This window comes from Salinisphaera sp. SWV1 (genome assembly GCF_052044155.1).
GTDB lineage: Bacteria > Pseudomonadota > Gammaproteobacteria > Nevskiales > Salinisphaeraceae > Salinisphaera.
In genome coordinates this window covers 1-12,864 of the sequence record NZ_JBQDYE010000022.1, presented here as the reverse complement: position 1 = coordinate 12,864, position 12,864 = coordinate 1, and the positions used below count along the sequence as shown (strand labels likewise).

The following is a 12,864-nucleotide window of genomic DNA, read 5'->3' as shown; positions in this document are numbered from 1 at the left end:
CCCGGTCGCCCCGGGCTACGGCTTGGGCTGAAACAGCAGCGACGGGGCCAGCGACCGGAGTTCGTCGCGGTCGCTCTGGTGTCGCTCGGCTTCGCGATCGATTTCGCAGGTCAGAAACCACAGCCGCCGCGCCTGCTCATCGCTCAGCCCCGCGAACATGAGGCCGGCCTGGCGCCGGGCGCCGGAATACGCGGCCACGTCACGCACACGCGCGCCGAAAACGCCCTGCTCCCCGTTGGGGAACAGCAGGCGTACATTGACCGTTTCGTCGGGTTCGATCGGCGCGGCGTCGGCTGCCAGCGCGACCCGGCATCCGCCCACCGACAGATCGACCAACTGGCCGTGTATGTCCGGCGCTTCGGGCCGCGCCAGGCCGACCTCGACCCGCATGCGGCCGGGCACCGGGCGCGCGCGCCAGTCATGGCGTGCGTGGCGCAGCGTCAGCCGCAGGGGCAAACGGGTGCGCAACTCCGTGTACCCGGTGCGCGCATCCGGTGCCACCAGATCACAGCGCATCGCCGAGGAGACCAGATGCCCGGCACGCCGTCCCGCCTCGAGTTGCAGCATGTCGCCCACCGCGATCGGCACGGCATGGCCGGCGTCGGCGCGCAGCCAGCGCAGCCGCTCGGGATCGGCGCCGGTCTCGGCCAGCAGGACATGATGCCCGCGACCATCGGCCAGCCCGCGCAGCAGCACCGGTTCGCCCTGCTCGCAAAGATCGGTCAACGTCGCCGCCACGGCAGCAGGATCGGTAATCAGCGTGTACGAATTGGCGTCGATCGACATGACCGTAAAATGGCAGCGCGGATATTATCCTATCGGCCGCGGTGCGCGCGACTTGAACCCACTGGCTCAGGGACTGCGCCAGCCGCCCCCGTCGGCCACGGCCCGTCCCCGGGTTGCCAGGTGCAGCAGATGCGCATGGACCTGCAACGCAGCCATGGCCTGCAGTCGATCATGCAGCTGCGGATAGAGTGTTTGCGCGATATCTTCCGCCGTGCGCGGCGCATTGGCGGACAGCGCCGCCGCCACTTGCGACTCGCGCTGCCGGCGGTGGGCGATCACCTCGGCGATCGCCGAACCGGGATGTTCGATCACCCGCCCATGGGCCGGGGCGATACGCTGGACATGCAGACCGGCCAGGCGTTCCAGGGTCGAGAAATAGGCTCCCATATCGCCGTCCGGCGGCAGGATTACCACCGTGGCATCGGTCATCAAGGCATCGCCGGCCAACAGGACGCCGATGTCCGGGAGTTCGAAAGCCACATGGTCGGTCGCGTGCCCGGGGGTATGCCGGACCACCATCGACATGTCGCCCGCGGCGAGCGTCTCGCCGTCGGCCAGCGGCTGGTCGACCGGCACCGGCCGGTCGTAGTGGGCCAGCTCGGGCTTGGGCCAGGCCCGCACCGGCGCACCGGTGCGCTCGGCCAGCCGGCCCGCGCCGCCGACATGGTCCGGATGCCGATGGGTCAGACAGATCGACGCAATCTGGCCGTCGCAGGCCGCGATCAATGCATCGAGATGAGAATCGTCGTCCACACCAGGGTCGACGATCACGTACGGGCCCCGGCCCACGATGTAGCTGTTCGTGCCCGGGCCCGTCATCAGCGAAGGGTTGGGTGCGGTCAGACAGCGCAGCCCCGCGTCGACCGTCACCGGCCCGGCGATCCGGTCATGCCGCTCCATCATCCCTTCCCCCTTGTGCGAGACCGGCCAGCGCGGCGACCGTATTCCGATAATGCGTCAGTCTTGCCAGCGTGGCACGGGTCGGCGTCATCAGCCAGCGACGACCGGCGTCGGCGTCAGCGAGTGCCACGGCCGGCGCGACCCAATCCGCCGCTACCGTCTCGCCCCCGTCGGCGCGGGCCGGCTGATCGACCGGCGCGGCCAGCGCATAGAAACGGGTGGCATAGCGCTTGGGCGGGCCCGGCGGCGTCGTCCAGTGGGCAAAGGCCACCGGCGCGGTGAGGTCGAGGTCGAGTGCCAGGGCATCGACGACGTCCGCCCAGGCACGGCGACCGGCATTGAGCGCGATGCGCTCGGCCGCCACGCGCGCGGCGTCGAGCGCCGTCGCGGTGAACAGCAGCCCGGCTTCCTCGAAACACTCACGCAGCCCCGCCATGCGCCACGCCGCATCCGGCAACCCACAGCCGGCGCGACAACGTTCCGCCAGCGCCGTATCCGCCGCGTCCACCGCCCCGCCCGGAAATACATCGGCACCGGCACCGAAAACGTGGCCGTGATGACGGCGCAGCAATAACACTTCGAGTCGGCCCTGCCGGCCGTCGCGCAACACGGCCACGGTCGCGGCGTTGCGGATCGCTACCGAATCATGCGGATGGGGCGCCTGCGTCATATTCGATAGGATACCGACATTACCTCTGTACACTTCATCATGCATCGCGTATTCGTCTACGGCACGCTGCGTGCCGGCGAGCTCAACGAGTCCTGGCTCGGCGGTGCCGTGCATCGCGGTTCCGCGACCACGGCGCCAACGTTCACGCTGGTCGACGCCGGCGTCTATCCGGCGGCCCTCGACTACGGCCGCACGCCGATCCGGGGCGACATATACGCCGTCGATGCCGCCACCTTCGCCGATCTCGACACGCTCGAAGGCTATCCGGTGTTCTATACCCGTCGTCGTATCATAACCTCGGCCGGCGAGGCCTGGATCTACCTGTGGGCTGCCGCGCGCAACCGGGTCTGGCCCGTGATCGATTCCGGCGACTGGCCACGCTATCGGCGTTTACGCGATCAACCGGGAGAACTTTCGTGAGCCGTAGCGCGCCACCGCCACCAGAATCGGGCCGCAGTCCGATCCGCGATCTCTACGACTTGATTACGGGCGACGAGAACGCCCGTGTCTGCACCGACATCTCGGATGAGGCCTGTCGCGAGCAACCGACCAATTTCTTCGTCCACCTCGTGTCGCTTTTCGCCAACAAGGCCGGCGATCTGGTGGCCAGTCCGAAACTGGTGCTGCCGTGGCTGATGGCCGTGCTCGGCGCGCCGACCTGGATGGCGGGCCTGCTGGTCCCGATTCGCGAATCTCTCGCCCTGCTGCCCCAGCTGGTGATTGCCGGCTGGATGCGTGCGCATCCGATCCGCAAGTGGTTCTGGGTCGCGGGCGCCGCGGTGCAGGGGCTGTCGGTACTGGCCATGATCAGCGCCGCGCTTGCCTTCGACGGCGCCGTGGCCGGCGGCCTCATTCTTTTGCTGTTGATCGTTTTCTCGCTCGGACGCGGTGTGTGCTCCGCGTCCTACAAGGACGTCCAGGGCAAGACCATTGCCAAGACCCGGCGCGGCACGCTCTCCGGCTACGCCTCCAGCGCGGCCGGCGGCCTGGCCGTGCTGCTGGGCGCAATCCTGTGGTTCGTGCCGGCCAGCCAGCACCTGAAGCCGATTCTGGGCCTGCTCGCCCTGGCCGGCGTGCTGTGGGTCGCCGCGGCCTTCATCTTCGCCGCCCTGCGCGAGTTTCCCGGCGCGACCGAGGGCGGCGGCAACGCCCTCAAGACCGCGGCGGACAGCCTCGCGCTGCTGCGCGACAAGCCGGCATTCGGCCGCTTCGTCGCCGTGCGTGGATTGTTGATCGCCACCGCGCTCGCCGCGCCCTATTACGCCCAGCTCGCCCGCGCCGCCGGCGGCCCGAGCCTGGCGCATCTGGCGATCCTGTTGCTGGTCAGTGGCCTGGCCTCACTCGTGTCCGCCCCGTTCTGGGGGCGTTTTTCGGATTATTCGTCGCGTCAGGTCCTCATACTCACCGGCGTGGCGGCGGCCGTATTGAATGCGCTGGTCGCCCTCGCCGTCTGGACCGGGTTAGGTCATATCGCCGGCGTATGGCCATTTGCCGTGGGTTATTTCATGCTCGCCGGCATCCATGCCGGCGTCCGGCTCGGGCGCAAGACCTATCTCACCGACCTCGGTAGCAGCGAGGATCGCGCCCGGCTTACGGCGGTGGCCAACACCACCATCGGCGTGATCCTTCTGGCCGGCGGCGGCCTCGTGGCCGCGATCGGCGAAGCCGGGCCGGCCGTGGCGGTGGCCGTGCTCGCCCTGCCGGCGCTGGCCGCCGCCGCCCTGGCGCGAGGCCTGCCCGAACTCGAACAGGCCGCATGATAGACGACGACTGAACGACACCCGGCGCCGTTGTGCTTTTCGGGCTTCGTTCGGCGAAGAAAACGGTCCGCAGATCAACGCAGATGCACGCAGATGCACGCAGATGCGGTTGTACTTTCGTGGCGTAGCGAATTCGAGGCGCGAACCGGCGACGGCGTCGGATGGGCTCAAAGTGAACAAGCCTGGCGGAGAACAACGGGCAGGCGGTCATTCGCCCCATGCTCGAACCAGCGCCTCTATCGACTAACCGCCATCTGCGTGAATCTGTGTTGATCTGCGGACAAATGCCTTAAGCAACGAAGACAAAGGTCACGCGTAGCCCGAAACCAGGTCGGTCGCGAACCGGTCCGCAAATGAACGCAAAGTACGCCAATGGCGGAGCGATATTTCGACCTCGCTGACATGGGGCGCGGTTGTTCTTTTCGGGCTTCGTTTGGCGAAGGAAACGGTCCGCAGATTTACGCAGATGCGGTTGTGCTTTCGCGGCGTAGCGGATTCGAGGCGCTAACGGGCGACTGAGTTGAACGAAGCTTGCAACTCGAATAATTGGTTTGGGGGCGAAGCGCGTACAGCCGTTAAGAAAACGGTCCGCAGATCAACGCAGATGCACGCAGATGCGGTTGTACTTTCGTGGCGTAGCGAATTCGAGGCGCGAACCGGCGACGGCGTCGGATGGGCTCAAAGTGAACAAGCCTGGCGGAGAACAACGGGCAGGCGGTCATTCGCGCCACGCTCGAACCAGCGCCCCAAACGACTAACCGCCATCTGCGTAATCTGCGGACAAATGCCTTGAGGAACGAAGCAAGCAGTCACGCGGCGCCCCAAAGCCACGAATATCGCAACATCCGGTCCGCAAATGAACGCAAAGTACGCCAATGGCGGACTGGCATTTCGACCTAACTGATGAGCGGCGCCGTTATGCTTTTCGGGCTTCGTTCGGCGAAGAAAACTGTCCGCAGATCGACGCAGATTCACGCCGATACGGTTCTGCTTTCGCGGCGTAGCGAATTCGAGGCGCTAACCGGCGACGGCGTCGGATGGGCTCGAAGTGAACAAGTCCGGCGGAGAACAAAGCGGTAGGTCGGATTAGCGCGCAGCGCGTAATCCGACGCTCGATCGGCGGACGCTGTGGCTCGGCTGTCGGATTACGGTGCAAGCACCTAATCCGACCTACGTAACTATCCTTGGGAACAAAGCGCAGGCAACCGTTCGCGCCACGCTCGAACCAACGCCCCAAACGACTAACCGCCATCTGCGTACATCTGTGTTGATCTGCGGACAAATGCCTTAAGCAACGAAGAGAAAGCCCGAAACCACGGACGTTGCGAGCCCAGTCCGCCAATGGTCGCTTCGATGAATCAAAAGCCCACTACGAGGCGGTTGTTGCCATGGCCTGTACGCTGCTTTGGCTGTCTATGTGATGAAACATCGACATGCCCTAACCGGCGGCATTCAGCGATCGATCGTATTCGCGCCAGCCGTCGAATCACTTGCAGAGCACGGCCACGCCGGCGCCCGACAGCCGAAAAGGCACGATCAGGAACGCGCCCGGCTTGAACAGGCTCGGCCACAGATAGCCGGCGATCGCGAGTGCGGCCGCCCAGATCGGGAACAGTACCGCGATACGGGCCGGACTCGGCGCCCTCATGCCATCACCCCGGCGGCGCTCGCCTGGCGCAACGGATCGAGCCCGGTCGCGCGCAGCAGTGCCGCGGTTTCATAGACGGGCAGGCCCATCACCGCCGAAAAACTGCCCGACAGATGCGAGATGAACTGCCCGGCATGACCCTGGATGGCATAGGCGCCAGCCGCGCCCTGCGGCTCGCCGGTGGCCCAGTAGGCCGCGATCGCCGCCTCGTCGAGCACATCCAGGGTCACCTCGCTGACCACCGTCGTGGTTTCGGTCACGCCGTCCGCGAACAGGGCCACGCCCGTGATCACGCGATGCGTGGTTCCGCCGAGCGCGCCCAGCATGCGCTGCGCGTCGGCCAGATCGACCGGCTTGCCAAAGGCCTCGGCGCCGTGTGCGACCACCGTGTCCGAGCCCAGGATCCGGGCGGCCGGGTAAGCCGCCGACAGGGCCTCGGCCTTGGTTCGCGCCAGTCGCTCGGCCAGCGCATCGGGCGTCTCGCCCGCGCGCGGGGTTTCATCGATATCGGCCGGGATCGCGGTGAACGCCAGTCCGAGTTGTTGCAGCAGGCGGGCCCGCTGCGGCGAGGCCGAGGCCAGGATCAACGCATCGCTCATAGGTTCTCCACATGCTCGATCAGGCGCCCGGTCGCGACCAGATCGAAGAAAGCATCGCGCATGAAACGCCCGGCATCGACCGCCTGGCGCCAGGCCCGTTCACGCCGGGCGTCGTCGCCGGCATAACGATGAAAATCGCGCCGCCCGGGCACCGCGCCGTCGACCAGGCGATCCCTGAACGCCGGGCCGGGGCCGACCAGCAGCACATGATCGGCATGGCGCGGCGCCCGCCAGCCGAGCCGCTTGTCGAGCCAGCCCGGCACCAGCCGCGTGTCGAAATGCGGCATGAGCACGATCGGCGCCGCGGTATCGGCCGCCAGCAACGGCTGGTCGATGTGATAATCGGTGAGGCCGCCGTCGCGGTACAGCCCGGGCGGCGCGCCGGCCGGATTCTTCACGGCCTGCATGATCAACGGCACATTACCACTGGCGAAGACCGCATCCCGCAGATTGTCATCGGTCAGCGCCACCGTGCGGCTGGCGATGCCGTCCTCGGCATAGATCATCGACTGGCCATCACGGGCAAACACCACGCGTTCGAAGAACGCGCCCAGCCAGCGACGTGATGCGGCATTGGCCAGCCCCGCGGCCACCGAACCGGCGGCCAGCAGCGCGCGATGATCGGTGGCCATCGCCGCGCGCGAGCGAACCGTCATCGCATGCAGGCGATAGCGCGGATGGGTCAGCACGCCGCGGCGCACCTCGGGGGTAAGCACTTGATCGAGAATAGCCGCGAGCGTCGCGGTGATCTCGGCGGCATCCGGCTTCATGCTGTAGCGCTGGCCGATATAGGCCTCGGTCAGCGCATCGATCGCCGCGCCCGGATCGCTGGGGTGACAGGCCACCGCGCCCGCCCAGGCGCCGATCGAGGAGCCCACGATCGGCAGCGGTGCTTCGCGTTCGGCGAACCAGTCGGTGAACAGCGCGCGATAAAAGGCGGCAATCGCCAGCCATTTCGGCCCGCCGGCCGCGCCCGCGACTGCGCCCACCCGCGCGGGGGTGAGCGCGCCTTCGGCGAGCGCGCCGCGCGCGGCGGGCCCGGCCTTCAGGGTCAGATAGCGGGCGCTGTCGGTCATGGCATGTAACGAAAAAGCCGGCGCACCGCAGTTCGCGATACGCCGGCCGCGGCGAATATCACGGGGTGTATCTCACGACGACACGCCCTGGCGCCGTCGATTACTCGACGGTCAGGATCTTCATCGTGTTGGTACCACCCGGACCGGTGAAATCGCCCTTGGTGATCAACACGCGGTGGCCGGCACTCACATCGCCACGCGCCCTGAGGCAGGCCATGGCTTCGGTACTCGGCACCATGCTGTCCAGCTCGCTCGGTTTGAACGCCACCGGATACACATTGCGGCACAGGGCCAGATACTGCTCGGTGCGCGGATAGTGCGTCAGCGCGAAGATCGGCACCGGTGCGCCCTGGCGCGACATCAGCATGGCGGTGGTGCCCGACTCGGTCAGCGAGATGATGGCATCGGCGTGCATGTTGCGGGCGGTATAGACCGTGGCCATGGCGATGGCCTCGTCGGTGCGCCGGAAATGCGCCGCCAGGCCGGCGGGCGCGCGTTCGGCCACCGCCTCACGTTCCGCGCCCTGGCAGATGCGGCTCATGGCCGCGACCGTCTGCACCGGATACTTGCCCACGGCCGATTCGGCCGACAGCATCACCGCATCGGTGCCGTCGAGCGTGGCGTTGGCCACATCCAGCACCTCGGCGCGGGTCGGCGTCGGGTTTTCGATCATCGACTCCATCATCTGGGTCGCGGTGATCACCAGCCGGTTCATCTCGCGCGACTGGGCGATGATGCGCTTCTGCACGCCCGGCAGTTCGGGATCGCCAATCTCCACGCCGAGATCGCCGCGGGCCACCATGACCACATCGGAGGCACCGATGATTTCCTCGAGCGCATCCAGCGCTTCGGCGCGCTCGATCTTGGAGCACAGCCGGGCACTGCCGCCGGCCTCGCTCATCAGCCGGCGGGCCTGATGCATGTCGGAGGCACCACGCACGAACGACACGGCCAGGAAGTCCACTTCCAGCGACGCGGCGAGCTTGATGTCTTCCATGTCCTTTTCGGTCAGACCGCCGGCCGACAGGCCGCCGCCACGCAGGTTCACGCCCTTGCGCCCGGACAGCTTGCCGCCGACCTCCACGCGGGTGACGATGCGCGGGCCGTCGACCTCGGTCACGGTCAGCGCGATGGCGCCGTCGTTGACCATCAGCTGGCTGCCCTTTTTCACGTCCGCCAGCAGCGGCTTGAAATGGATGGCGACCGCGTCCTTGGTGCCGGCGCCGGCGTCCATCTCGGTATCGAGCGTGAACGTCTGCCCGTTCTCGAGTTCCACCGAGCCGTCCACGAACGATTCGATGCGGATTTTCGGGCCCTGCAGGTCGCCCAGCACGGCCACGGCCTTGCCGAGTTCCCTGGCGACCTTGCGCACGGTATCCACGCGCCGGCGGTGCTCGTCGGCAGCGCCGTGGGAGAAGTTGATGCGCACGGCGTCGACGCCGGCCTCGATCAACTGCTTCAAAGTTTCCGGGCTGTCGCTGGCCGGGCCGAGGGTGGCGAGTATCTTGGTTTTGCGATGCATGCGGGGGACGCTAGCACAACCATTTGAAAAGCGGCAGACCCCCGGGCCGTGAGCCGCGCCAGCACATCGCCGGCGCGGATGGGAACGTGCCCGAACCCGGCGGTCCTGCGCAGTGGCGCGCGCCCGGTCACGGCACGATTCGACACGCCGACGCGGCGCTCGCACGCAACGGCAACAGACCCTAGACTGCGCCCGGTCATCCGTTAGCGTCCGTTGCCGATGTCCGCAACCCCGCCCGGCGTGCTGGCGCGCGCCGGAATCCTCGTTCTGCTGTGGCTCACCGGGATGACGATGCGCGCGCCGATTCTGGTGGCCGCCCCGCTCGGCCCCCGCATCGCCGAGGCGCTGTCGCTGAACCAGACCGGTGTGGGTGCACTGACCACGCTGCCGGTACTGGCACTGGGCCTGGGCGCGGTGCCAGCCGCCTGGCTGATCGCCCGCTTCGGCGCCCGCAATGCGCTCATGCTGGCGGTGATTCTGACCGGCGTGGCCTCGGCGGCGCGCGGGGTGGCGCCGGATGCCGGCATCCTGCTCATCGCCACCGCGGCTACGGGGCTCGGCATCGCCATCATGCAGCCGGCGCTTCCGGCGCTGGTCGCGCGTTGGTGCCCGGGCTTTGTGGCCCTGGGCGCGACGGTCTATCTCAACGGCATGATGGTGGGCGAATTCGTCGGCGCGGGTCTGACGCTGCCGGGGCTGCTACCGGCGGTCGGCGGCAGCTGGCGCGCGGCGCTGTTCGCCCTGTCGATCCCCATCGTCGTACTCGCGCCGTTCCTGCGGATCCCACGGCTGCACGGCGAGCGTCCCACGCTCGATCAGGTCGCGCGCTGGCCGGACTGGCGCGACGCGCGCGTCTGGCGCTTCGGCGGCCTGCTGGGGCTGACCGCGTCCACGTTCTTCGGGTTGAACGCCTATATGGGCGCGATATTGGCCAGCAAGCATCTGGCGTCGCATATCGATCTGGTGCTGGCGATCTTCAATGCCGTGCAGCTGTTCGTCTCGCTACTGCTGATGGCCACGATACGCCGCCTGCTGGCACTGCCACGGCTGCTGTTCGCCACCGTCGTGCTGCATATCGCGGGGCTCGCCGTGGTGATGGCCAGCGATTCGCTGTGGCTGATCGGCGGCGTGGTGGCGATCAGCCTGGCCTCGGCGGTCCAGCTGATTGCGTTGACCAGTCTGCCCGCGCTGATCCTCACGCCCGCACGGGCCGGGGCGGTGGCAGCCGGCATGTTCGCCGTCGGCTATGTGCTGGCCTTCATCGTCCCGCTGCTCGCCGGCAGCCTGGTCGATGCCAGCGGCACCACCGCCAGCGCGCTGTATTGCCTGCTCGGCCTGAACATGCTGTGCCTGCCGCTGGGCTGGCACACGATCACCGGCCTGGAGGGTCAACGCGCATAGCGCAGCCCCTGTTCCAGACCGCGCAACTCGGCCAGCCCGCGCAACCGGCCGTAAAGCGGATAGCCGGCACGGGTGGCGCGCGCGGCGTCGCCGAGCACGTGATGGCCGTGGTCGGCGCGCATCGGCAGCAACGCGCCGCCGGCGGCCTGTCTTCGATCCTCCTCGTCGAGCAGCACCGCCATCACGCCAGCCATATCGGCATCGCCGCCCAGGTGCCCGGCTTCGGCGAACGAACGGGGCTCGACCAGATCACGGGCCACCGAGCGCAGATGCACGAAGTGGATACGCGCCGCGAGCGCGCGGACCATCGCCACCAGATCGTTGTCGGCGGCAGCGCCGTAGGAACCGGTACAGAACGTCAGGCCGTTGGCCGGGCTATCGACGGCGTCGAGAATCCAGCGGGCATCGTCGGCGCAGGAGACGATGCGCGGCAGGCCGAACAACGGTCGCGGGGGATCATCGGGATGAATCGCCAGACGCACGCCGGCGGCCTCGGCGACCGGCACCACGCGCTCCAGGAAGTAGCGCAGATTTTCGCGCAGTCCGGCATGGCCGATGCCGCGATAGGCCGCGATCGCTTGCCGGAACCCGGCCAGATCGTAGCCGGCGTCGGCGCCGGGCAGCCCGGCGGTGATGTTGTCGGCAAGACGCTGGCGCGCGGGCTCGTCCAGCGCATCGAAATGCGCCTGCGCGGCGGCCCGGTCGGCCGGGTCATAGTCGTTCGCCGCGCCGGGGCGCTCCAGGATGAACAGATCGAAGGCCGCACAGGCAATGTAGTCGAAGGCCAGCGCGGTGCCGCCGTGGGGCAACGGCCGCGCGAGCTCGGTCCGGGTCCAGTCGGCGACCGGCATGAAGTTATAGGCCACGGTCTGCACACCGGCCGCGCCCAGCCGGCGCAGCGTGCTGGCCCAGGCATCGATGTCGGCGTCGCGGTCGGGGCCGCCGGTGCGGATCGCCTCGGTCAGCGGAATACTCTCCACCACCGACCAGCGCAGTCCGGCCTCCTCGATGGCTGCCTTGCGCGCCTCGATCGCGTCAACCGGCCAGGCGGTGTCGTTGTCGATCTCGTGCAGCGCGGTGACGATGCCGGTCGCACCGGTCTGGCGGATCTCGGCGAGCGTGACCGGGTCCGGCGGACCGAACCAGCGCCATGTGTATTCCATGGTCCTCTCCTGTTGTTCGTACGCCCCGTGGCATCGGCAGGCACCGACCACGATGTCTATACTTGCACCATAACGATAGTGTCATCTTCGGCCAGACAGCCCCGTACGGTCGAACGATGCCCATTGGCGTCCCCTGCTCGATACCGCGGCACTCTGGCCGAATCGGGTACGGGGCGTGTTTCGAGGAGTCCGATGAGCGATTCGCGGCCGCAGGCCCACGACAGTACACGTCGCCCCACCATTCGCGATGTCGCGCGCGACGCGGGTATTTCCAAGACCAGCGTCTCGCGTTATTTCGGCGAGGAGCGTCATCGCCTGTCGGAGGCCATGCAGGCCCGCATCGAGCGGTCGGTGAAACGCCTCGGGTTCCGGCCCGATCGCATCGCCGCCAGCCTGCGCGGCGGGCGCACCCGACTGATCGGCGCGCTGGTCGCCGATATCCGCAACCCCTACAGTGTCGCCCTCATTCATGCCGCCGAGCGCGCCTGCGGCGAGGCCGGCTATTCGCTGATGGTCTGCAACACCGACAACGACGAAACCCTGGAGCGCCGGCACCTGGAGGTGCTCGACGGTTACAGCGTGGACGGCCTGATCGTGAACACGGTTGGCCGCAATACCGAAGCGCTCGAGGCCATGCGCGAGCGCGGACTATCGATGGTGCTGGTGGATCGCCAGATCGACGCACTGGATTGCGACATGGTGGGGCTGGACGATGTCGCCGCGGTGGACGAAGCCATCGCACATCTGGTGGCGCGCGGCTATCAGCGGCTGGAACTGATCATCGAGCCGGTCGCCGGCATCAGTTCGCGCATCGCCCGCGCCGAGGCCTTCACGACGGAATGCCGGCGCCGCGGTCTGGCGGCGGACCGGCACGAAGCCGTGATCGAACAGGCCGGTGCGCCAGGGCTCGACGAACGGCTGGCCGAGCTGATGGCCGAGCCCCGCCCCACCGCCGTACTGTGCGCCAACGGCGTGGTCACGCTCGCCGTGTGCCATGCACTGCAGCGCCTGAACGGCTTCCACCGGCTGGGCGTGCTGGGCATCGACGAACTCGCCTGGTGTGCTCTGGCCGGCCCCGGCATTTCCACGCTGGCACAGCCCGTCGATGCCATCGGCCGCCGCGCCATCGGGACGCTGCTGAACCGTATCAACGGCGACGCCGCACCGGCCGCGGTCCATCGCCTGCCGGCCACGCTCAAGGCCCGCGGCTCGACCGCGCCCCCGGCATGACGACCGGGCCGCACGACGCACGCGTGGATGTAGTCACCTTCGGCGAAAGCATGGCCCTGTTCGCGGCCGACACGCCCGGCGATCTGGCGCACGTGACCCATTTCACCCG

At 67.9% G+C, this 12,864-nt stretch carries 12 protein-coding genes; 4 read left to right on the top strand and 8 right to left on the bottom strand.

All coding sequences use genetic code 11. The annotated features are described in order from the left end of the window. Positions 1-15: 15 nt before the first annotated feature. From ACS8YF_RS11665 to ACS8YF_RS11655, 3 genes are all read right to left on the bottom strand, one after another. Positions 16-786 (bottom strand): PilZ domain-containing protein, encoded by a 771-nt coding sequence (locus tag ACS8YF_RS11665; protein WP_440850391.1) that lies wholly within the window; start codon positions 784-786, stop codon positions 16-18. A 66-nt stretch (positions 787-852) separates the two neighbouring features. Continuing rightward, on the bottom strand, positions 853-1,686 hold the full coding sequence (locus ACS8YF_RS11660) for an MBL fold metallo-hydrolase (protein ID WP_440850390.1): 834 nt from the start codon (positions 1,684-1,686) through the stop codon (positions 853-855). Then, positions 1,673-2,356, bottom strand: a complete 684-nt coding sequence (locus ACS8YF_RS11655) for an NUDIX hydrolase (protein WP_440850389.1) — start codon at positions 2,354-2,356, stop codon at positions 1,673-1,675. Before ACS8YF_RS11655 ends, ACS8YF_RS11660 begins: the two co-directional genes overlap by 14 nt. Positions 2,357-2,395: 39 nt before the next feature. Here ACS8YF_RS11655 and ACS8YF_RS11650 point away from each other — a divergent pair, with 39 nt between their 5' ends. After that, positions 2,396-2,776 (top strand): gamma-glutamylcyclotransferase family protein, encoded by a 381-nt coding sequence (locus tag ACS8YF_RS11650; RefSeq protein WP_440850388.1) that lies wholly within the window; start codon positions 2,396-2,398, stop codon positions 2,774-2,776. Next, complete coding sequence (locus ACS8YF_RS11645) at positions 2,773-4,116, top strand: MFS transporter (RefSeq protein WP_440850387.1); 1,344 nt, start codon at positions 2,773-2,775, stop codon at positions 4,114-4,116. Before ACS8YF_RS11650 ends, ACS8YF_RS11645 begins: the two co-directional genes overlap by 4 nt. Before the next feature lie 1,486 nt (positions 4,117-5,602). Here ACS8YF_RS11645 and ACS8YF_RS11640 read toward each other — a convergent pair. The 4 genes from ACS8YF_RS11640 to pyk form a co-directional block, all read right to left on the bottom strand. Continuing rightward, positions 5,603-5,764 carry a hypothetical protein gene (locus ACS8YF_RS11640; RefSeq protein WP_440850386.1) on the bottom strand — a complete coding sequence of 54 codons (162 nt, stop codon included), beginning with the start codon at positions 5,762-5,764 and terminating at the stop codon, positions 5,603-5,605. After that, positions 5,761-6,363: a Maf family protein gene (locus tag ACS8YF_RS11635; protein ID WP_440850385.1), complete on the bottom strand. Its 603-nt coding sequence runs from the start codon at positions 6,361-6,363 to the stop codon at positions 5,761-5,763. Before ACS8YF_RS11635 ends, ACS8YF_RS11640 begins: the two co-directional genes overlap by 4 nt. Further along, a complete protein-coding gene (locus tag ACS8YF_RS11630; RefSeq protein WP_440850384.1) occupies positions 6,360-7,439 on the bottom strand; it encodes a patatin-like phospholipase family protein in 1,080 nt (359 codons plus the stop codon). The genes ACS8YF_RS11635 and ACS8YF_RS11630 overlap by 4 nt, the downstream gene beginning before the upstream one ends. Positions 7,440-7,539: 100 nt before the next feature. Continuing rightward, positions 7,540-8,961, bottom strand: a complete 1,422-nt coding sequence (pyk, locus tag ACS8YF_RS11625; protein WP_440850383.1) for a pyruvate kinase — start codon at positions 8,959-8,961, stop codon at positions 7,540-7,542. Between the two features lie 219 nt (positions 8,962-9,180). Here pyk and ACS8YF_RS11620 point away from each other — a divergent pair, with 219 nt between their 5' ends. Further along, positions 9,181-10,362, top strand: a complete 1,182-nt coding sequence (locus tag ACS8YF_RS11620) for an MFS transporter (protein ID WP_440850382.1) — start codon at positions 9,181-9,183, stop codon at positions 10,360-10,362. Here the strand turns inward: ACS8YF_RS11620 and uxuA are convergent. Beyond that, complete coding sequence (gene uxuA / locus ACS8YF_RS11615; protein ID WP_440850381.1) at positions 10,350-11,525, bottom strand: mannonate dehydratase; 1,176 nt, start codon at positions 11,523-11,525, stop codon at positions 10,350-10,352. The two genes, ACS8YF_RS11620 and uxuA, sit on opposite strands and share 13 nt — an antisense overlap. A gap of 192 nt (positions 11,526-11,717) precedes the next feature. Between uxuA and ACS8YF_RS11610 the strand changes: the two genes are divergently transcribed. Further along, positions 11,718-12,755, top strand: coding sequence for a LacI family DNA-binding transcriptional regulator (locus tag ACS8YF_RS11610; RefSeq protein WP_440850380.1), 1,038 nt, complete (start codon positions 11,718-11,720; stop codon positions 12,753-12,755). Positions 12,756-12,864: the final 109 nt, after the last annotated feature.

Bases quoted from the DNA above. Each gene is read 5' to 3' on its own strand.
- ACS8YF_RS11610 (WP_440850380.1), top strand. From the start codon at position 11,718: ATGAGCGATTCGCGGCCGCAGGCCCACGACAGTACACGTCGCCCCACC.
- ACS8YF_RS11640 (WP_440850386.1), bottom strand. From the start codon at position 5,764: ATGAGGGCGCCGAGTCCGGCCCGTATCGCGGTACTGTTCCCGATCTGG.
- ACS8YF_RS11630 (WP_440850384.1), bottom strand. From the start codon at position 7,439: ATGACCGACAGCGCCCGCTATCTGACCCTGAAGGCCGGGCCCGCCGCG.
- ACS8YF_RS11665 (WP_440850391.1), bottom strand. From the start codon at position 786: ATGTCGATCGACGCCAATTCGTACACGCTGATTACCGATCCTGCTGCC.
- ACS8YF_RS11655 (WP_440850389.1), bottom strand. From the start codon at position 2,356: ATGACGCAGGCGCCCCATCCGCATGATTCGGTAGCGATCCGCAACGCC.
- ACS8YF_RS11660 (WP_440850390.1), bottom strand. From the start codon at position 1,686: ATGGAGCGGCATGACCGGATCGCCGGGCCGGTGACGGTCGACGCGGGG.
- uxuA (WP_440850381.1), bottom strand. From the start codon at position 11,525: ATGGAATACACATGGCGCTGGTTCGGTCCGCCGGACCCGGTCACGCTC.
- ACS8YF_RS11650 (WP_440850388.1), top strand. From the start codon at position 2,396: ATGCATCGCGTATTCGTCTACGGCACGCTGCGTGCCGGCGAGCTCAAC.
- pyk (WP_440850383.1), bottom strand. From the start codon at position 8,961: ATGCATCGCAAAACCAAGATACTCGCCACCCTCGGCCCGGCCAGCGAC.
- ACS8YF_RS11635 (WP_440850385.1), bottom strand. From the start codon at position 6,363: ATGAGCGATGCGTTGATCCTGGCCTCGGCCTCGCCGCAGCGGGCCCGC.
- ACS8YF_RS11620 (WP_440850382.1), top strand. From the start codon at position 9,181: ATGTCCGCAACCCCGCCCGGCGTGCTGGCGCGCGCCGGAATCCTCGTT.